Below are 18028 nucleotides of genomic sequence, written 5' to 3'. Positions count from 1 at the left end.
TTCCACCCGCTTCAAGTAAAATGCGCTCCCATGAACCTAGCCCTATTTGATCTCGATCACACGCTCATCCCAACAGACAGCGACCACGAATGGGGTCGCTTCATGGCGAAGCTCGGCATTGTCGACGCTGAGAAGTTCGCCAAGCAAAACGACGCGTTCTACGAAGATTACAAAGCTGGCACGCTCGATATCCACGCCTACCTGACCGCCCAGCTTTCACCGCTCGCCCAACATCCGCGGGCGCAACTGGACGACTGGCACGCGCAATTCATGCGCGAGATCATCACGCCGGCCATCGCTCCAGCCGCACTGGAACTCGTGCGCAAGCACCAGGAAGCCGGCGATTTGTGCTGCCTCGTCACCGCCACGAACGCGTTCATTACGGCACCGATCGGCCGGGCGTTCGGAATTGAAGCACTGATCGCGTGCGAGGTCGAAACGGTCGACAATATCCCCAACGGCGAGCTGACCGGCCGCGCCACGGGTACGCCGAGCTATCGCGAGGGCAAGATCGTGCGCACCGAAGCGTGGCTCGCGTCCATGGGAAAAAACCTGAACGACTTCGAACACAGCTACTTCTACAGCGACTCGCACAACGACATTCCTCTTCTCGAGAAAGTCACCGACCCGATCGCGACCAATCCCGACGACACCTTGCGCGCGCATGCGCAATCCCGCGGCTGGCGCATCCTGGAAATCTTCTCCTCACGTGATTAAAAAACTCATCCGCAAGCTGTTCGGCCAGGAAAGCGCCAAAGAAGAAGCTCCGGCAACCGCCCCGCTCTCCGACGATGTAAAACCCGCCCGCAAGAGCACGCGCAAAAAGGCTGCGCCAGCAACGACGAAGCGCGATCCCAACGTGCCGGTGATCCTGTCGGCGGACGTCCACGGCATCGACCCGGCGCTGATCTCGAAGAACGCGATTCGCGTGACCGATGGGCTGCAGCAAGGCGGGCATCGCGCGTTTATCGTCGGCGGCGCCGTGCGCGACTTGCTGCTGAACGTGGCGCCAAAAGACTTCGACGTTGCAACAGACGCCACGCCGGACCAGGTGCAGAAGCTGTTCCGCCGCGCGCGCATCATTGGCCGTCGGTTCCAGATCGTGCACGTGCAGTTCGGCCAGGACATCATCGAGACATCGACGTTTCGCGCGCTCGTCGATACCCCCGCTGACGCCCCGCCTTCACCGCCGCCGCCACGCTTGCGACGCGGGGAGATGGACACGCGCACGCATGCAGTCGATGCCAGCGGCCGCGTGCTGCGCGACAACGTGTGGGGCGAGCAGCACGAAGACGCCACGCGCCGCGACTTCACGATCAACGCCATGTATTACGATCCGGCCACGCAAACCGTGCTGGATTATCACGACGGCATGGCCGACATCCGCGCGCGTTTGCTGCGCATGATTGGCGACCCGGCTACGCGGTATCGCGAAGATCCGGTGCGCATGCTGCGCGTCGTGCGGTTTGCAGCGAAGCTTGGCTTCGAGATCGAGCCAGCGACGCGTGCGCCGATCGCGGAACTGGCCGGCCTGATCAGTAACGTGCCGGCCGCGCGTCTCTTCGATGAAATGCTCAAGCTCCTGCTCTCAGGCCACGCGCTCGCGTGCCTGACGCGGCTGCGTGCGGAAGGTTTGCATCACGGCGTATTACCGCTGCTCGACGTGATCTTCGAGTCCCCGCACGGCGAGAAATTCATCACGCTCGCGCTGACCAATACCGATGAACGCGTGCGCGCCGGCAAGGGTGTATCGCCGGGATTCCTGTTCGCCACGCTGCTCTGGAACGACATGCAAACGCGCTGGGAACAGTTCATCGCAGCCGGTGAATTTCCCGTGCCCGCGCTGCATCGCGCGATGGACGACGTGCTCGACATGCAGACGGAAAAACTCGCTATCCATAAGCGCTTTTCATCGGATATGCGCGAGATATGGGGTCTGCAACTTCGGCTCGAAAAACGCTCGGGCAGAAGCGCGATGAAGCTGCTGGAACACCAAAGGTTTAGGGCGGGTTATGATTTCCTCCTGCTGCGATGCGAATCGGGCGAACTGGATGCATCGGTTGGCCAGTGGTGGACAGATTTCATCGAAGGGGACGCTGCTGCACGAGAGTCACTGCTCTCGGAAGGCGGGAAGGACCGGGCACCCAAGAAACGACGGCGGCGTAGCAGCAACGCCAAAAGCCGCAGGCCGGGTGACGGAATGGAGGGCGGCGCGAGCACGGAAGGGTCAGCTCGCGACAATCGCGAAGAGCGTGACGTGCGGGATGTACGTGATGTGCGTTATGGCGACGAAAGCGGTGGCCAGCGCGACGATTGACACAGACCGTACGCGTTTTTACGTTTTGATTAACGCGTGTGAGTCGTGTTTCGCCGAATGACAGTCGTAGGATTCATGCCATGACGGTAGCTTATCTGGGCCTGGGCGCAAACCTTGGTGACGCGCGCCAGACCCTGAAAGACACAGTGGTGTGTCTTGCTCAGCAACACACGATCACCGTGCTCGCGAAGTCGAGCCTCTATCGCACCGCGCCCATTGACGCCGGTGGCGACGACTACTTCAATTGCGTCGTGAAGATCGATACCACGCTGCCCGCACGCCAGTTGCTGCGGCTGTGCCACGGCGTGGAAAGCCATTTCGGACGCGAGCGGCCGTATAGAAACGCGCCGCGCACACTTGATATCGACATCTTGCTGTACGGCGATTCCTGTATCGAGGAAGCCGATCTCGTCGTGCCCCACCCTCGTCTCACCGAGCGCGCGTTTACACTCGTGCCGCTGATCGAACTCGACCGCGATGTGGTCATCGCCCAACGCGGCCGCGCCGATGCCTTTCTCGCCTCGGTTCAGGATCAGCGCATTGAAAAAGTGGCGACACATCAGTGCCCGCTATTCGCTTCCCGCTGCACTTCGCGTCGCGAAGCCTAAAAATTTGCGACGCGAAGCCTGGAACCAGGCGACGTGAAGCCTGAAAGGTGAATAGCCCATGACCATGTCGCCCCTCACCGTCACCGCGCCGCAATTGCGGCCGCCGCATGGGTATATCGCGATAGAAGGGCCTATTGGCGTCGGCAAGACCACGCTGGCGCGCTTGCTTGCCGAACGCTGGTCAATGCGCACGTTGTTCGAACGCCCGCAGGAGAACGTGTTTCTCGAGCGGTTTTATCGCGACAACACGCGTTACGCGCTGCCCACGCAATTGCAGTTTGCATTGCAGCGCACGCAGCAAACGCAGGAGATCGCAACGGCGCTGGCGGGCGCGCCGACACCAGGACACTTGGGGCAAAACACCAACGCGCCGCTGATCACCGACTTCATCACCGATAAAACCGCGCTGTTCGCGCGTCTCACGCTGCCCGACGACGAGTTGGAGTTGTTCCGGGAAATCACCAGGCGGATTGATACTTCCGCGCCCGCACCGGATCTGGTCGTGTACTTGCAGGCCAGTCCCGAAGTCTTGTTCGCGCGCATTCAAAAGCGCGCGGTGCCAATGGAACTGCAGATTCCCGACGCCTACCTGCGCGCCCTTTGCGACGCCTACAATGACTTCTTCTATCACTACGACGCCACACCGCTCTTGACGGTGAACGCCGAGCATTTGAATCCGCTGGAATCGGACGCCGATCTGGCGCTGCTGGTAGACCGCATTGAAACCATGCGTGGGCGCAAGGAATTCTTTGTCAAGGGCACGTCACTTTAAGTCCGTCCGGCTTGCGCGCAGGCGCGCCGTCTCATATCTAGTCGATGTGGAAATTCTCATGGCTTATTTGCAGGAAACCAGCCGCTCCGCGATTACCGTCCCGAAGCTTCGGACCATGCGCGACGCCGGCGAAAAAATATCGATGCTCACATGCTACGACGCGAGTTTCTCCGCGCTGCTGGATCGTGCCGGCGTCGACGTATTGCTGATCGGTGATTCGCTTGGAAACGTGCTGCAAGGGCATGGCACGACGCTGCCCGTGACGCTGGCCGATATCGCGTATCACACCGCTTCGGTCGCACGCGGCAACAAGAACGCACTGGTTGTCGCCGATATGCCGTTCGGTACGGTCGGCTCGCGCGAGGAAACTTACGCGAACGCCGTGCAGTTGATGCGCGCGGGTGCGCAGATGGTGAAGATTGAAGGCGGTGAATGGGTCGCCGATACCGTCAAGTTTCTCGTAGACCGGTCAATTCCGGTTTGCGGTCATGTCGGGTTGACGCCGCAATCGGTGCACGCGTTTGGTGGGTTCAAGGTGCAAGGAAAAACCGATGCCGGCGCCGAACAAATGCGCCGCGATGCTCTGGCGTTTCAGAATGCCGGCGCACAATTGCTGGTGATCGAAGCAGTGCCTACGCTGCTGGCCAGCGAAGTGACGCAACAGTTGGTCATCCCGACGATCGGCATTGGCGCGGGGATCGAATGTTCGGGCCAAGTGCTCGTGCTGCACGACATGCTCGGTATTTTCCCCGGCAAACGGCCGCGCTTCGTCAAAGACTTCATGCAAGGGCAGCCGAGTATTCTTGCGGCAGTCGAGGCGTATGTTCGCGCTGTCAGGGAAAAGACTTTCCCCGGGCCGGAGCATACGTTTTAAGAGGGTTTATGCCGAGGCGGCGTGGTTGTGTGCCACGCCGCCTAGCTCAACAACTTCAATCGCGCCGGCACCGCGCCACGCAGCGCGTTACAAATCATCAACGATTCCGCGCGGTCCAGGTCCTCCCGCGTCAGGGTGCGTTCCTCTGCACCCAGTTCCTCGATCAACACGCCACGCATCACGCCGGGCAATAATCCTGCGTCGAGCGGCGGCGTGATCCAACGGCCATCGAGTTTCACGAAGACGTTCGACCGCCCGCCTTCCGTCAACTCTCCACGCTCGTTGAAAAACAGCATGTCGAAGGCGCCTAGCGATTCGGCCTCACGCCACGCGCGGTCGTACTCTTCACGCGACGTTGTCTTGTGCCTGAGCAACGGATCATCCGCCGATCGAGCTGCGAAGCCGTGCTCCGATGCCTGCAACACGTCGACGGTGGGTGCCGCCAACGGCACGAGCCGCGCACTTGTTACGGTAATCTCGCCGCTTTTGCCCAACGCAATCCGCAACCGATAACCCGCTTCCGCTTCGAAGCCCGCGCAGGTTTCATCAACACGCTTTTGCAACAACTCCAGGTCAAGCGGAAAGCCACACCACTTCGCACTCGTCTCAAGCCGGGAACGATGGCGATCCCAATGGCGTATCCCCTGCTCCTTGGTCGCGAACGTGGTCTCGAACAGATCGAAACCCGGATCGGAGCCGGTCAGGAATCGAGCCTTCAATTGGCACTCCTCGAATTCATCGGCGGCAACGCTATCAAGCACAATACCTCCGCCAACACCCATCTTGCCTCTGCCCTGCTGAATTTCCAGCGTCCGGATCGGCACGGACAAGCAGAAGTCCCGGCTCGTTTCTATCCAACCGATCGCGCCCGTATAAATGCCGCGCGGCGTGCTTTCCAGCGCGTCAATCAATTGCATCGTCTTGTGCTTCGGCGCGCCCGTAATTGAGCCACAAGGCAAAAGTGCCCGGAGGATATCGGCGAACGTGGTGTTGAGAAGCAAGCGCGCTTCAACCGTCGATGTCATCTGCCAAACCGACTTGTATGGCTCAACCGAAAACAAGCGCGGCACCTGGACACTTCCTGTGACCGCGACACGCGACATGTCGTTACGCAGCAAGTCCACGATCATCACGTTTTCCGCGCGATTTTTTGGATCGAGCCGCAACCATTCCGGGTCCGCGCTGCGGGGCGCGGTGCCTTTCATGGGACGGGCGCGGAGCACGTCGCCCTGGCGCTGGATGAACAACTCGGGTGAACACGAGAGCACATCGCGTCCATCGGGCAGCGCGATCAGCGCGCCATAACGCACCGGTTGGCGTTCCCGCAGCCGCCGATATAACCCGACGATCGAGCCGAATACATCGAAGGCGAGACGGAACGTGTAGTTGATCTGATATGAATCGCCGGCGTGCAACGCTTCCTGGACAGCCGCAATCGCCTGCTCGTACGCGTCCCGCGACACACTTGCTTCGATATTCGCCACACCCGCCACAGAAGGCTGATCGGCCAGGCCGTTATCACGCGTGGCAAGCCATTGATTCGCCTCACCGCGCGATAACAGCGTGCACTCGCGGAACAATAAAAAGCGCAGCGCGGCTTCGCCGGGCTGCGCTAACTGGAGGTTGCGGCCGAATTCATAGTCCGCGAGCACGACGGCGTGCAATCCGTCGTGGAGGTCCGCTCCAACACTCGCGCACACTTCATCGAGTTGCGCGGCGTCGTGACACGAGCGTTCGTGCAAGAAGCTGGCGTAAAGGCGACTCGACCGCCTTTCGGCGGTCGAGTCGCAATCGTCGAGCAGCGCGAAAACCTCGCTGCGTTGCTGCATGATCATTACCTTAGTCGACGGAATCTTAATCGAAGAAACTCTTCACCCGATCGAACCAGCTCTTGCTTTGCGGACTGTGACGCGCGCCGCCTTCGGTTAGTGAGCGCTCGAACTGCTTGAGCAGATCGCGTTGCTGGTCAGTAAGCTTGACCGGCGTTTCGACCTGTACGTGCACATAGAGGTCACCGGCAATGCTCGAGCGCAATCCCTTGATACCTTTGCTACGCAACCGGAACGTCTTGCCCGACTGCGTGCCTTCCGGCACGGTGAAACTCGCGCGGCCAGCAAGCGTAGGCACTTCGATCTCACCGCCCAGCGCCGCCGTGGTAAACGGAATTGGCATCTGGCAATGCAGGTCGTCGCCGTCGCGTTCGAACACCGAATGCTGCTTGATGTGAATCTCGACGTACAAATCGCCGCTCGGACCGCCGTTGATGCCCGGCTCGCCGTTACCCGACGAGCGAATCCGCATACCGTCGTCGATGCCCGCCGGAATCTTGACTTCCAGCGTCTTCGTTTCCTTCACCTTGCCCGCCCCGTGGCAATGACCGCACGGCTCAGGAATGAAGGTGCCGGTGCCGTGACATTTCGGGCAAGTCTGCTGAATGCTGAAAAAGCCCTGCGACATACGCACGGTGCCTTGCCCCTGACACGTCGGACAGGTTTCCGGCTTGGTTCCGGCCTTCGCGCCCGAGCCCTTGCAAATCTCGCAATTCACCCAGCTCGGCACGCGAATTTGCGTGTCGTAGCCGTGCGCTGCCTGCTCCAGCGAGATTTCCATGCTGTAGCGCAAATCCGCACCGCGATAAACCTGCGGGCCCGCGCGCCCACGGCTGGCTCCCGCGCCACCACCGGCCGCCTGACCGAAGATATCGCCGAAGATATCGCCGAATGCATCAGCGAATCCGCCAAAACCTTGCTGGCCTGCACCAGCCATGTTCGGATCGACGCCGGCGTGCCCGTACTGATCGTAGGCCGCGCGCTTTTGCGGATCCGAAAGCATTTCGTAGGCCTCTTTGACCTCCTTGAAACGCGCTTCCGAATCCTTGTTATCCGGATTGCGGTCGGGGTGATGCTTCATCGCCAGCTTGCGATAAGCCTTCTTGATTTCGTCGTCGCTCGCATTCTTCGCGACGCCCATAACCTCGTAGTAATCCCGTTTCGCCATATCGGTTCAGCGCCACCGCGCCTGATCAGAAATCAGGTCCGGCGGCTCCCTCTTGGATGCCTGGAGTCTCGCGACTCATGTGGTTCGTCGACGCCTGGCCTTCGTGCGGGACTCGCGCGATCAAACGATGATCAGCGCGCTTGAGTCAACTCACCTGAATCAACCCGCACAAAACGCAGCGCCCTCTAAAAAACAACGTGCCCGGGAAGCCATTAGGCTCGCCAGGCGCGCTCTTCGTCTGTACGCTCAGTCGCGCACGAGACATTTTCCGTCGCGGTCTCGCGCAAAGCCGAAGCCGCACGAGACCGGTTCCTTCATCGACGAACTGCTGACGCGGTTCAATCGACTTAGTCCTTCTTCACTTCCTTGAAGTCGGCATCGACAACGTCGTCGTGCTGCTCCGGCGCCGCTTGCGCACCCGGGCCGCCTGCTGCGCCCGCCGCACCTGCCGCCGCGCCCGCCGCACCTTGCGCTGCAGCCATGTCGGCGTACATCTTTTCGCCGAGTTTCTGCGACGCCGTTGACAGCGTTTCGATCTTCGCGTCGATCGCGGCCTTGTCGCTCGCCGTGCTCTTCAGCGCTTCTTCAAGATCCTTCAACGCCGCTTCGATCTTTTCCTTCTCTTCCGCTTCAACCTTGTCGCCGTATTCAGCCACGGCCTTCTTCGTGCTGTGCACCAGCGCGTCGCCCTGATTGCGCGAGTCGGCCAGTTCACGCAGACGGTGATCTTCGTCGGCGTTCGCTTCGGCGTCCTTCACCATCTTGTCGATCTCAGCGTCCGACAGGCCCGAGTTCGCCTTGATGACGATGCGGTTTTCCTTGCCCGTTGCCTTGTCCTTCGCGCCGACGTGCAAAATCCCGTTCGCGTCGATGTCAAAGCTCACTTCGATCTGCGGCGTGCCACGCGATGCCGGAGGAATGCCTTCGAGGTTGAACTCGCCCAGCAGCTTGTTGCCCGCTGCCATTTCGCGCTCACCCTGGAACACCTTGATCGTCACGGCGCTCTGGTTGTCATCAGCGGTCGAATAAACCTGTGCGTGCTTGGTCGGGATGGTCGTGTTTTTGTTGATCATCTTGGTCATCACGCCGCCGAGGGTTTCAATACCCAGCGACAACGGCGTCACGTCCAGCAGCAACACGTCCTTGCGATCACCCGACAGAACCTGGCCTTGAATCGCAGCGCCAACGGCCACGGCTTCGTCCGGATTCACGTCACGGCGCGGTTCCTTGCCGAAGAATTCCTTGACCTTTTCCTGCACCTTCGGCATGCGCGTCATACCGCCGACCAGGATGATGTCGTCGATTTCGCCGACCTTCACGCCTGCATCTTTAATAGCGATACGGCACGGTTCCATCGTGCGTTCGATCAGGTCTTCAACCAGCGACTCCAGCTTCGCACGCGTAATTTTCAGGTTCAAATGCTTCGGACCCGACGCGTCGGCCGTGATGTACGGCAGGTTGATTTCGGTCTGAGCGGCCGACGACAACTCGATCTTCGCCTTTTCAGCGGCTTCTTTCAGGCGTTGCAGTGCGAGCACGTCCTTCGACAGATCGACGCCTTGATCCTTCTTGAACTCGCCGATGATGTATTCAATGATGCGCTGGTCGAAATCTTCGCCGCCGAGGAACGTGTCGCCGTTCGTCGAGAGCACTTCGAACTGCTTCTCGCCGTCAACATCCGCGATCTCGATGATCGATACGTCGAACGTGCCGCCGCCCAAGTCGTACACGGCAATCTTGCGATCGCCCTTTTCGTTCTTGTCCAGGCCGAACGCGAGCGCGGCTGCGGTCGGTTCGTTGATGATGCGCTTCACGTCCAGACCGGCAATACGGCCCGCGTCTTTCGTAGCCTGACGCTGGCTGTCATTAAAGTAGGCAGGAACCGTAATGACGGCTTCCGTCACTTCTTCGCCGAGATAGTCTTCAGCGGTCTTCTTCATTTTGCGCAGCACTTCTGCCGAAATTTGCGGCGGTGCCAGTTTTTGATCGCGGGCTTCGACCCAGGCGTCGCCGTTATCGGCGCGCACGATCTTATACGGCATCAATGCGATGTCTTTTTGCACTTCTTTTTCGTCGAAACGGCGACCGATCAACCGTTTGACTGCGTACAACGTGTTCTTCGGGTTCGTGACCGACTGACGCTTCGCCGGCGCACCGACGAGGATTTCGTTGTCGTCCACATAAGCGATGATCGACGGCGTGGTGCGCGTGCCTTCCGCGTTCTCAATCACCTTGACCGTGTTGCCTTCCATGATCGCGACGCACGAGTTCGTCGTGCCCAGATCGATACCAATGATTCTGCCCATTTTTATCACTCTCCTGACTTTGATTGCAGCGAGTCCGTTTTTGCGTTTCCGACGTGGTTCATAGTCGAATCGGCTAGCTGGACGCCCAAAATTTAACCCTGTACGCCAAATAAGAGCGTTCGCATCGATTTCAAGACCAAAAACCGATGCTTTTCCGCTTTTTTTCAGGCGATCTGAAACTTTCCCTGGAGAACCTGGCTCAAGCCTTCGCTTCGAGCGCCCGGATTTTCTCGCGAGCGGCGGCGACAGCGGCTTCGAACTGGCCAAGCCCATGCCATCCGGTGGCTCTTCCCAGGCGCTTGCCCCGGAAAAAAAAGAACCACGTTGGCACGCCATGCAACATGAAACGGCGACCGAGATCGCGATGCTCGTAAACGTTGCTGTGAAACCACTTCAACCCGAGCGCCCGGATCTCGTCCGGTTTTGCGAGCATTGCCTTTTTCGCGATTTCGCAATTGAAGCACTCGAAACCCCAGAAAAACACGATGGCCAACTCGTCCGCCGCCGACTCAAGGCCGGCATCGAACGTCTCGGCACTCAGTTCCTGCATGTCGAAAACGGCAAACGCGGTGGCGTCGACAGGGATATTGGCCATGACGGCGACGTCTTTTGCCGAAACGCTTATTTCGGTGCGGCGACGGTGACCAGTGCCGGACGCAGAACGCGGTCAGCAATCACATAGCCCTTTTGCAGCACCGACACCACCGTGTTCGCATCTTGGTCGGCCGGCACCATGGAAATAGCCTGATGGCGATGCGGATCGAACTTCTCGCCAACCGGATTCACCTCGACGACACGGCCCTTTTCAAGCGCGGCAGTCAGTTGGCGCAGCGTCAGTTCAACACCTTCGCGGACTTTCGCCAGGTCGGTGGATGAATGCGTCAGCGCGGCTTCCAGGCTGTCGAGCACCGGCAGCAGATTCTCCGCGAAGTTTTCGATCGCGAATTTATGCGCCTTCTGCACATCTTCTTGTGCACGGCGCCGGACATTCTCGGTCTCGGCCTTCGCGCGCAAGAACTCTTCTTGCAACGACGCGGCACGCGCTTGCGCTTCAGCGAGCAATGCCGCGGTTTCGTTTGCGTCGACGTTATCCGGGGAGGACGTCCCGTCCGGCGCGCCGGCTTGATGGATAGTTTGAGCCGCCGCGGTATCGTCGGCAGGCGTGGGGTTTTGGCTCGCGGTATTGTCTTGCGTGTTTTCCATGTCGCTTGAGATTTTGCAATGGGTGAAAACGGATGAAATCGGACCCGACGTTGCGGTTTCGATTCATCAAAAGGCTGCCGATGATAACCGCCAACTCAACGTTGCAAAAACACAACGGGGTCAATCGACGGTCAGTGCGCTTGAAGCGGGGACATCCTGCGCTCGTCCCAAGCCGTTCATCTGAGGCTCAATCAAGCGTTTTCAAGGGGTTGCACGTGCTTTCCGGGGCTATTTCTAGTCTGCAGAAATGACCGGTTACAACCATTTTGAGCCCGTCATCAGATTCAGATTGAGCCGGTTGATTTGCTCGCCTACACTTCGAACATGCCTTCGGGAGCCCTAGTTAACCCTAACCTTACGAACGCCCGAATCCAAGTTTTTTTATCGCTAAAGCTCGTATCAAGCCCGCTCTAGCGCCCGTTTTTCAGAGCTGTTGCGTTACAGGGGGTGCCCAATGAAACTGACCTTTGCTATTGCGATCGTCGCGTTGGTACTCGTTGGTGGCACCACGACCATTTGTATGTCCGGTGCGGTCAACGACCACACTACGGAGTACGGCGGCGTCTCGGCCACCATGGAACACTTTTTCAGTCCGAACCTGAAAGTTTGTCGATAATGCGGCGGTCGCGCTTCGTCGGGCGACCCTGCAATGCCGCTGCCGGCTCACGATACGTCTTCCTCCGCTCGCTTTCCGCCACACGTTTTTCACGTCCAGGGTCCGTTTCCGCGTAAAGCGTCTGCGCAATGGGCGCCGGACCGCGCACTTCACAAATTCCCAGCACGTTCACTTGCCAAAGCACGTGTTCAATCTCGATCTCTACAAGATCGCCAACTCGCACGTCCTTCGACGGCTTCACGTTCGCACCGCCAATGCGCACTCGGCCCTTCTCGACGGCGTCGCTGGCAAGGGAGCGTGTTTTGAAAAAACGCGCTGCCCACAGCCATTTGTCGATACGAAGGCGCGCGCCCGGGTCGGTGGAGATCTGGTAGTTCATTAGCTCGTTCTATGCGGCTGCGCTAAGCGTTTGCGGCGCCTGCACCGGCCATCCCTGCAAGTGCTGCGCGACAATTTCGCCCAGCGCCTTGATCCACGCCGGCGATGCATTCAGACACGGAATCCGGTGAAATTCCTTGCCGCCAGCGTGCAGGAATTCGTCGCGCACTTCAATGCCAATTTCCTCGATGGTTTCCAGACAATCCGACGTAAAACCTGGACAGAACACGTCCACTCGCTTCACGCCCGCCGCACCGAGTTCGGCGAGCGACGGCGCGGTATAAGGCTGCAGCCATTCCGCGCGGCCAAAACGCGACTGGAATGTCACCCGGCATTCGACCGGCGACAACCCGAGCGCCGCCATCAGCAACGAACCGGTCTGTTGACACTGATCGTGATATGGGTCGCCGAGATCCATGGTGCGTTTGGGAACGCCGTGGAAACTGAGCACCAGCCGGTCGCCGGCCGCAAAGTCCGGCTGGCCGTGCTGCCGCCAATAATCCCTAACTTGCTCGGCCAGCGCGCCAATGTAGGCCGGATGGTCGGCGTATTGGCGAATGGTGCGAATTTCCGGCTGATTGCGCACGCGCCGTAGGGCGTTGAATGCGTCATCGAACGCGGTGGCCGTGGTCGACGACGAATATTGCGGATACATGGGAACAAGCAGCACGCGCTCGGCGCCTTCCAGCTTGAGTTGATTCATCATGGCCGGAATGCCGGGCGTCCCGTAGCGCATGGCGTAGTCAACGATCACGTGATAGTCGTTCACCATGAACAACCGCCGCAATCCCTCCACCTGCTTTTCTGTGTTGACCCTCAGCGGCGAGCCTTCGGGCAGCCAGACCTGGGCATATTTTCTCGCTGACGCCCGGCTGCGAAACGGCAGAATGGCCAGCCGCAGGATCACTTGCCAGGCGAGCGCCGGAATCTCCACCACGCGCGGGTCCGACAAGAACTGCGCGAGGTACTTGCGCACGGCCTTGGCCGTGGGCGCGTCCGGCGTGCCGAGGTTGATCAGCAGCACCGCAACGCGATGCGAAGCGGAAGGCTGCGAAGGCAACTCGAGGTCGTAGCGCATAACGGAAAGAGGCCGTGAAGCCCGTGTAAGTAAGTGAAACCCATTATAGCGGCGGGTTTCGGAACGCAACATCGGCCGATCGGCCGAGTGGTGCACGGGGCTGTGGCAAGGCAAGATGGGTTGTCTGCCAGAGGGATCCACAGCATTTTGCGGGCCGCATCGGCAGACAACTTGTTGGCGCTTATTGCACTACTGCTGGCTACTGAGCGAGAGGGACAACAGGCGCGCGGTGATATCAACAATGGGAATGACGCGGTTGTACGCCATCCGCGTGGGTCCGATCACGCCCAGCGTGCCCACGATTTTCCCGTTCACTTCATAGGGCGCGGTCACCACGCTCATTTCCTCGATGGGCACGAGATTCGACTCGCCGCCTATAAATATCTGCACGCCTTGCGCGTGGCTCGAGACATCGAGTAATTGAAGGAGACTCGTCTTTTGGTCGAACACGTCAAAAAGCTTGCGCAGCCGCGCCATGTCGGAGGAAAGATCCGCGACTTCCAGCAGGTTGCGTTCGCCGGAAATCAGCAAGGTGTCGCCCTGATCCGTTTCGTCGACGCTCGCGGCCACCGCTGCCTGCATCAGCGAGGTCATGTCGCCGCGCAACGCGTCGATTTCCTCGCGCAGTCGGCGGCGTACTTCGTCGAAGGACAAGCCGGCGAAATTCGCGTTGATATAGTTCGACGCCTCGGTGAGCTGCGACGGCGAGTAGTCACGCTGGGTCGCCATGATGCGGTTCTGCACATCACCTTCCGGCGTCACGATGATCAGCAGGATGCGCTTGTCGGACAGCCGCATGAACTCGATCTGCTTGAACATGTGACTGCGGCGCGGCGTGAGAATGACGCCGGCGAAGGTGGACAGGTTCGACAGCACGCTCGCGGCGGCGGCCACGATCTTCGCCGGTTCGCCGCCCTGCAGCTTGATCTTGACAGCGGAGGTCATGGCTTCGTCGTCGGTCGTTTCGACGGTGAGCATGGTGTCCACGAAGAGCCGGTAGCCGCGCGGCGTGGGAATCCGCCCCGCCGACGTATGCGGACTCACTACCAGCCCAAGGTCTTCCAGGTCCGACATGACGTTGCGGATGGTGGCCGGGCTGAGCTCGAGTCCGGAATAACGCGACAGCGTGCGGGAACCGACCGGCTGACCTTCGGCGATATAGCGCTCGATTAGCGTCTTGAGGAGGGTCTGGGCACGTGGGTCTAGCATGGGAAATTTTAGCTCAACGTGTAAGGAAGCAGCGAGCACACCAAATAGGCGATGCCGGTGGACGTCATTTTGTCATTCACCCGTCATCAATTCATGATCCACACCATTCTAGCGACAATTGCCCGTCACGCCCGGCGCTTAGCGTATACACAACCCGTAGCCGCGTCGGACGTGGCACGCGGTTCTTTTCGACACTTACCTATGGTGTAATGCCGGCATGGAAATAGGTACCCAATTCAAGACTGTCGCGCTCGTGGGGCGCAACAATACACCCGGCATCAGGGAGCCGCTGACGGCGCTCGCCGCGTGTATTGTGAAACGCGGCTTTGACGTCGTGTTCGAAGCAGAAACGGCGCATGACGTTGGCGTGACCGACTACCCCGCGTTGACCGCGCAGGAAATTGGCGCGCGTGCAGATGTGGCGGTCGTGCTCGGCGGCGACGGCACCATGCTCGGCATTGGGCGGCAGCTCGCGCCGTATCGCACGCCGTTGATCGGCGTCAATCACGGGCGGCTTGGGTTCATTACAGACATCTCGCTGGCCGAAATGCACGAGCTCGTGCCGCAGATGCTTGCCGGCAGTTTCGAGCGTGAAGAGCGGACCTTGCTCGAAGCGCGCATTGTCCGCGACGGCCGGCCGATCTATCACGCTCTGGCGTTCAATGACGTCGTGGTGAATCGAAGCGGCTTCTCGGGCATGGCGGAACTGCGCGTGTCGGTGGATGGGCGCTTCATGTACAACCAGCGCTCAGACGGACTTATTGTTGCCACGCCGACGGGTTCGACTGCCTACGCGCTCTCCTCTTCCGGACCAATCCTGCATCCGCAATTGCAGGGTTTTGTACTCGTCCCCATCGCGCCGCATTCGCTGTCGAATCGTCCCATTGTTTTGCCCGATGACTCGCAGGTCGATATCCAGATTATTGGCGGACGCGACGTGAACGTGAATTTCGACATGCAGTCATTTACTGCTGTCGAATTGAACGACACCATTGAAGTGCGGCGTTCGCGCCATACCGTGCCGGTGTTACATCCGGTCGGCTATAGCCATTACGCCACGCTGCGCAAGAAGCTGCACTGGAACGAATATCCCTCGCACGACGACGCCACGAAACTTTAAGACGCCCATGCTCCGTCATCTCTCGATTCGCGACTTCGTCATTGTCGCCGCGCTCGACCTCGAGTTCGAGCGCGGCTTCACCGTATTTTCGGGCGAAACCGGCGCCGGCAAGTCGATTCTTATCGACGCGCTCGCGCTCACGCTCGGCGCGCGCGCCGACGCCAGCATTGTGCGGGCCGGAGAAGCGCGCGCGGACATTACCGCTGAGTTTTCCATTCACGCGCAAGTCTCGCGCTGGCTGGACGAGCACGCGCTGGCTATTGGCGACGCCGATACGGTCATGCTTCGCCGTGTCGTCGATTCGACCGGACGTTCGCGGGCGTTCATCAACGGTACGCCGGCCACGCTCGTGCAATTGCGTGAACTGAGCGAAATGCTTGTCGACATCCACGGCCAGCACGCTCACCAATTGCTGATGCGCCCGGACGCCCAGCGTGAACTCTTCGATACCCACGCGGGTCTTCTCGACTCTGCACAGAAAGTAGCTCGTGCGCACAGAGTCTGGCGCGACGCGACGCATGCGGTGGAACTCGCGCAGAACCGCGATCGCGAGTTGCAACTGGAACGCGAGCGTCTTGCATGGCAGTTGAGCGAACTCGACAAGCTTGCGCCGCAACTGGGTGAGTGGGAAGACGTGAGTGCCGAGCATCATCGGCTGTCGCATTCGGCTAGTCTGATCGACGGTGTGCAGGGCGCGCTGAACGCGTTGTCCGAGTCAGATGAAGCCATGATCACGCAGCTCTCGGCGATCGTGTCGAAGTTGCGCGGTCTCGTCGATATCGACCCAGCGCTTGCCGACGTGCTGGCTTCGCTCGAACCCGCCGAAATTCAATTGCAGGAAGCCTCGTATTCGCTCTCGCACTACGCGCAGCGGCTCGAACTCGATCCAAACCGCCTGGCGCAAGTCGAGCATCGGATGGAGCAACTGCATTCGGCCGCGCGCAAGTTCCGCATGCAACCCGAGGCGTTGCCCGAGGAGCATGCTGAGCGCCGCCGGCAACTGGCAGCGCTCGATGCCGCCGCTGATCTCGATGCGCTGCGTGCGGCGGTAGCCAAGGCGAAAGAGGTTTATCTGGCGGAAGCCACGGTATTGTCGAAGGCGCGCGCGAAGGCTGCGAAGTCGCTTGGCAAGGCGGTCACCAAAGGTATGCAGGAGTTGTCGATGGTCGGCGGCAGCTTTGAAGTCGCGCTCGTGCCGCTTGCAGAGGGTGGTGCGAACGGGCTTGAGCAGATCGAGTTCCGCGTGGCCGGCCATGCCGGGGTCATATTGCGTCCGCTGGCGAAGGTCGCGTCGGGAGGCGAACTCGCGCGGATCAGTCTGGCGCTCGCGGTGATTGCGAGCACGGCAAGCCCGACCCCCACATTGATTTTCGATGAGGTGGATACGGGGATTGGCGGCGGCGTCGCGGAAGTCGTAGGACGTTTGCTGCATCAACTCGGCCGCGACCGGCAAGTGCTATGCGTCACGCATTTGCCGCAAGTGGCGGCTCGTGGCGATCACCACTTCCAAGTGGCGAAAGCCGGAGATTCGACGGGCGGAACGGTCAGTACGGTGACGCCGCTGGATAAATCGAAGCGTGTCGAGGAAGTCGCGCGCATGCTGGGCGGCCTTGAGATTACGGCCACCACGCGCAAACATGCGAAGGAAATGCTGGCGGCTTGAGCGGGGGATCAGCGGGGAGCACGGCTGTTTGCGGCCGTCGTCCGTTGATGCACGCGCCCCCGAGGTCGAGCACACTCCGGAATGCCGCTCAGGCTTCTCTCACGAGTCTCACCCCCTAAATAATCAACGCGGCCATACGCGCTTTTTCGGCCCCATGATAGACTAAGCTAACTTAGCTAAGTCAAAGAGAGTGCTATGCCTACGATCACTGTCAACATGCATGAGGCCAAAACCAACCTGTCACGGCTGGTCGAGAAAGCGGTCCAGGGTGAATCGGTTGTAATCGCCAAAGCGGGCAAGCCAATGGTGCGGATCATCGCTATAGACGCTGAGGTACCGAAAAAGAAAAAGCGCATCGGTTTCCTCGCCGGCCAGGTCACCGTGCCCGATGCGCAGAAGTTCAACGATCTGGGCCGTGACGAAATCGCTGCGATGTTTGGCGGTGACGAATGAAGCTGCTGCTCGATACGCATTTGCTGTTGTGGACGGCAGTTGCAAGCGCGGATGTTCGTTCGAATAGCTCGCTTTCCAACGAAGCACGGGCGCTGATCGAAGATGAGGAAAACGACCTGCTGTTCAGCGCGGCCAGCGTATGGGAAGTGGCAATCAAGAATGGGCTCGGCAGACCGGACTTCAAAGTCGATGCGCACTTGTTCCGCCGGTCGTTGCTGGACAACGGCTATATCGAACTGGCCATCAGCAGCGCGCACACCGCGGCCGTCGGCAACTTGCCCGATCATCACAAAGACCCGTTCGACCGGCTGTTGATCGCGCAAGCGACATTCGAGGGCATCACCTTGCTGACCAATGACGAAACCGTCGCTGCGTACAAAGCGAGTCCGATCCGCCTGGTGAAGTAACAAGCGCGCCCGACGCCGAGGCCACAT

Annotated in this window: 19 protein-coding genes; 11 read left to right on the top strand and 8 right to left on the bottom strand. The window is 59.9% G+C overall.

Annotated features, from left to right (window positions below; all coding sequences use genetic code 11):
* Positions 1-30 precede the first annotated feature (30 nt).
* The 5 genes from ACMX25_RS11790 to panB all read left to right on the top strand — a co-directional run bounded on the left by ACMX25_RS11790 (position 31) and on the right by panB (position 4571).
* Positions 31-717: a histidinol-phosphatase gene (locus ACMX25_RS11790; protein ID WP_414950042.1), complete on the top strand. Its 687-nt coding sequence runs from the start codon at positions 31-33 to the stop codon at positions 715-717.
* A complete protein-coding gene (pcnB, locus tag ACMX25_RS11785; RefSeq protein ID WP_414950038.1) occupies positions 710-2317 on the top strand; it encodes a polynucleotide adenylyltransferase PcnB in 1608 nt (535 codons plus the stop codon). The genes ACMX25_RS11790 and pcnB overlap by 8 nt, the downstream gene beginning before the upstream one ends.
* A gap of 80 nt (positions 2318-2397) precedes the next feature.
* Positions 2398-2925, top strand: a complete 528-nt coding sequence (gene folK / locus ACMX25_RS11780; RefSeq protein ID WP_414950037.1) for a 2-amino-4-hydroxy-6-hydroxymethyldihydropteridine diphosphokinase — start codon at positions 2398-2400, stop codon at positions 2923-2925.
* Positions 2926-2983: 58 nt separating this feature from the next.
* Positions 2984-3697 (top strand): deoxynucleoside kinase, encoded by a 714-nt coding sequence (locus ACMX25_RS11775; RefSeq protein ID WP_414950036.1) that lies wholly within the window; start codon positions 2984-2986, stop codon positions 3695-3697.
* 58 nt (positions 3698-3755) lie between these two features.
* On the top strand, positions 3756-4571 hold the full coding sequence (panB, locus tag ACMX25_RS11770) for a 3-methyl-2-oxobutanoate hydroxymethyltransferase (RefSeq protein WP_414950035.1): 816 nt from the start codon (positions 3756-3758) through the stop codon (positions 4569-4571).
* Positions 4572-4612: 41 nt separating this feature from the next.
* Here the strand turns inward: panB and pabB are convergent, their stop codons facing one another.
* The 5 genes from pabB to grpE all read right to left on the bottom strand — a co-directional run bounded on the left by pabB (position 4613) and on the right by grpE (position 11077).
* On the bottom strand, positions 4613-6406 hold the full coding sequence (gene pabB / locus ACMX25_RS11765; RefSeq protein ID WP_414950034.1) for an aminodeoxychorismate synthase component I: 1794 nt from the start codon (positions 6404-6406) through the stop codon (positions 4613-4615).
* Positions 6407-6425: 19 nt separating this feature from the next.
* Positions 6426-7568, bottom strand: a complete 1143-nt coding sequence (dnaJ, locus tag ACMX25_RS11760; protein WP_299707129.1) for a molecular chaperone DnaJ — start codon at positions 7566-7568, stop codon at positions 6426-6428.
* Positions 7569-7915: 347 nt separating this feature from the next.
* The gene (gene dnaK / locus ACMX25_RS11755; RefSeq protein WP_414950032.1) at positions 7916-9874 is read right to left on the bottom strand and encodes a molecular chaperone DnaK; all 1959 of its coding nucleotides are present in this window, start codon (positions 9872-9874) and stop codon (positions 7916-7918) included.
* Positions 9875-10073: 199 nt separating this feature from the next.
* Positions 10074-10469: a thioredoxin family protein gene (locus ACMX25_RS11750; protein WP_414950030.1), complete on the bottom strand. Its 396-nt coding sequence runs from the start codon at positions 10467-10469 to the stop codon at positions 10074-10076.
* 26 nt (positions 10470-10495) lie between these two features.
* A complete protein-coding gene (gene grpE / locus ACMX25_RS11745) occupies positions 10496-11077 on the bottom strand; it encodes a nucleotide exchange factor GrpE (protein WP_414950029.1) in 582 nt (193 codons plus the stop codon).
* On the opposite strand from grpE, the gene ACMX25_RS11740 reads away from it, so the two are divergent.
* Positions 11076-11261 carry a hypothetical protein gene (locus ACMX25_RS11740; RefSeq protein ID WP_414950028.1) on the top strand — a complete coding sequence of 62 codons (186 nt, stop codon included), beginning with the start codon at positions 11076-11078 and terminating at the stop codon, positions 11259-11261. The two genes, grpE and ACMX25_RS11740, sit on opposite strands and share 2 nt — an antisense overlap.
* 270 nt (positions 11262-11531) lie before the next feature.
* Entirely contained in the window at positions 11532-11693 is a 162-nt protein-coding gene (locus ACMX25_RS11735; RefSeq protein ID WP_166681130.1) for a hypothetical protein, read from the top strand.
* Here ACMX25_RS11735 and ACMX25_RS11730 read toward each other — a convergent pair.
* From ACMX25_RS11730 to hrcA, 3 genes are all read right to left on the bottom strand, one after another.
* A complete protein-coding gene (locus tag ACMX25_RS11730) occupies positions 11665-12072 on the bottom strand; it encodes an RNA-binding S4 domain-containing protein (RefSeq protein ID WP_414950026.1) in 408 nt (135 codons plus the stop codon). The genes ACMX25_RS11735 and ACMX25_RS11730 overlap by 29 nt on opposite strands.
* 9 nt (positions 12073-12081) lie before the next feature.
* Complete coding sequence (gene hemH / locus ACMX25_RS11725) at positions 12082-13149, bottom strand: ferrochelatase (protein WP_414950025.1); 1068 nt, start codon at positions 13147-13149, stop codon at positions 12082-12084.
* A 189-nt stretch (positions 13150-13338) separates the two neighbouring features.
* On the bottom strand, positions 13339-14358 hold the full coding sequence (hrcA, locus tag ACMX25_RS11720; protein ID WP_299713102.1) for a heat-inducible transcriptional repressor HrcA: 1020 nt from the start codon (positions 14356-14358) through the stop codon (positions 13339-13341).
* A gap of 217 nt (positions 14359-14575) precedes the next feature.
* On the opposite strand from hrcA, the gene ACMX25_RS11715 reads away from it, so the two are divergent.
* The 4 genes from ACMX25_RS11715 to ACMX25_RS11700 all read left to right on the top strand — a co-directional run bounded on the left by ACMX25_RS11715 (position 14576) and on the right by ACMX25_RS11700 (position 18001).
* Positions 14576-15478, top strand: coding sequence for an NAD kinase (locus tag ACMX25_RS11715; protein ID WP_414950023.1), 903 nt, complete (start codon positions 14576-14578; stop codon positions 15476-15478).
* Positions 15479-15485: 7 nt separating this feature from the next.
* A complete protein-coding gene (recN, locus tag ACMX25_RS11710; RefSeq protein ID WP_414950022.1) occupies positions 15486-17141 on the top strand; it encodes a DNA repair protein RecN in 1656 nt (551 codons plus the stop codon).
* A 195-nt stretch (positions 17142-17336) separates the two neighbouring features.
* Positions 17337-17594: a type II toxin-antitoxin system Phd/YefM family antitoxin gene (locus tag ACMX25_RS11705; RefSeq protein ID WP_414950020.1), complete on the top strand. Its 258-nt coding sequence runs from the start codon at positions 17337-17339 to the stop codon at positions 17592-17594.
* Complete coding sequence (locus ACMX25_RS11700; RefSeq protein ID WP_414950018.1) at positions 17591-18001, top strand: type II toxin-antitoxin system VapC family toxin; 411 nt, start codon at positions 17591-17593, stop codon at positions 17999-18001. Before ACMX25_RS11705 ends, ACMX25_RS11700 begins: the two co-directional genes overlap by 4 nt.
* The last annotated feature ends 27 nt before the right edge of the window (positions 18002-18028 follow it).

It is taken from the genome of Caballeronia eucalypticola (assembly GCF_047608185.1).
Lineage (GTDB): Bacteria > Pseudomonadota > Gammaproteobacteria > Burkholderiales > Burkholderiaceae > Caballeronia.
This window is presented reverse-complemented; position numbering and strand designations above follow the sequence as displayed.

Bases quoted from the DNA above. Each gene is read 5' to 3' on its own strand.
- recN (WP_414950022.1), top strand. From the start codon at position 15,486: ATGCTCCGTCATCTCTCGATTCGCGACTTCGTCATTGTCGCCGCGCTC.
- ACMX25_RS11705 (WP_414950020.1), top strand. From the start codon at position 17,337: ATGCCTACGATCACTGTCAACATGCATGAGGCCAAAACCAACCTGTCA.
- ACMX25_RS11700 (WP_414950018.1), top strand. From the start codon at position 17,591: ATGAAGCTGCTGCTCGATACGCATTTGCTGTTGTGGACGGCAGTTGCA.
- ACMX25_RS11715 (WP_414950023.1), top strand. From the start codon at position 14,576: ATGGAAATAGGTACCCAATTCAAGACTGTCGCGCTCGTGGGGCGCAAC.
- ACMX25_RS11740 (WP_414950028.1), top strand. From the start codon at position 11,076: ATGTCGCTTGAGATTTTGCAATGGGTGAAAACGGATGAAATCGGACCC.
- ACMX25_RS11730 (WP_414950026.1), bottom strand. From the start codon at position 12,072: ATGAACTACCAGATCTCCACCGACCCGGGCGCGCGCCTTCGTATCGAC.
- hemH (WP_414950025.1), bottom strand. From the start codon at position 13,149: ATGCGCTACGACCTCGAGTTGCCTTCGCAGCCTTCCGCTTCGCATCGC.
- folK (WP_414950037.1), top strand. From the start codon at position 2,398: ATGACGGTAGCTTATCTGGGCCTGGGCGCAAACCTTGGTGACGCGCGC.
- ACMX25_RS11775 (WP_414950036.1), top strand. From the start codon at position 2,984: ATGACCATGTCGCCCCTCACCGTCACCGCGCCGCAATTGCGGCCGCCG.
- ACMX25_RS11790 (WP_414950042.1), top strand. From the start codon at position 31: ATGAACCTAGCCCTATTTGATCTCGATCACACGCTCATCCCAACAGAC.
- dnaK (WP_414950032.1), bottom strand. From the start codon at position 9,874: ATGGGCAGAATCATTGGTATCGATCTGGGCACGACGAACTCGTGCGTC.
- hrcA (WP_299713102.1), bottom strand. From the start codon at position 14,358: ATGCTAGACCCACGTGCCCAGACCCTCCTCAAGACGCTAATCGAGCGC.
- pabB (WP_414950034.1), bottom strand. From the start codon at position 6,406: ATGATCATGCAGCAACGCAGCGAGGTTTTCGCGCTGCTCGACGATTGC.
- ACMX25_RS11750 (WP_414950030.1), bottom strand. From the start codon at position 10,469: ATGGCCAATATCCCTGTCGACGCCACCGCGTTTGCCGTTTTCGACATG.
- panB (WP_414950035.1), top strand. From the start codon at position 3,756: ATGGCTTATTTGCAGGAAACCAGCCGCTCCGCGATTACCGTCCCGAAG.
- ACMX25_RS11735 (WP_166681130.1), top strand. From the start codon at position 11,532: ATGAAACTGACCTTTGCTATTGCGATCGTCGCGTTGGTACTCGTTGGT.
- grpE (WP_414950029.1), bottom strand. From the start codon at position 11,077: ATGGAAAACACGCAAGACAATACCGCGAGCCAAAACCCCACGCCTGCC.
- dnaJ (WP_299707129.1), bottom strand. From the start codon at position 7,568: ATGGCGAAACGGGATTACTACGAGGTTATGGGCGTCGCGAAGAATGCG.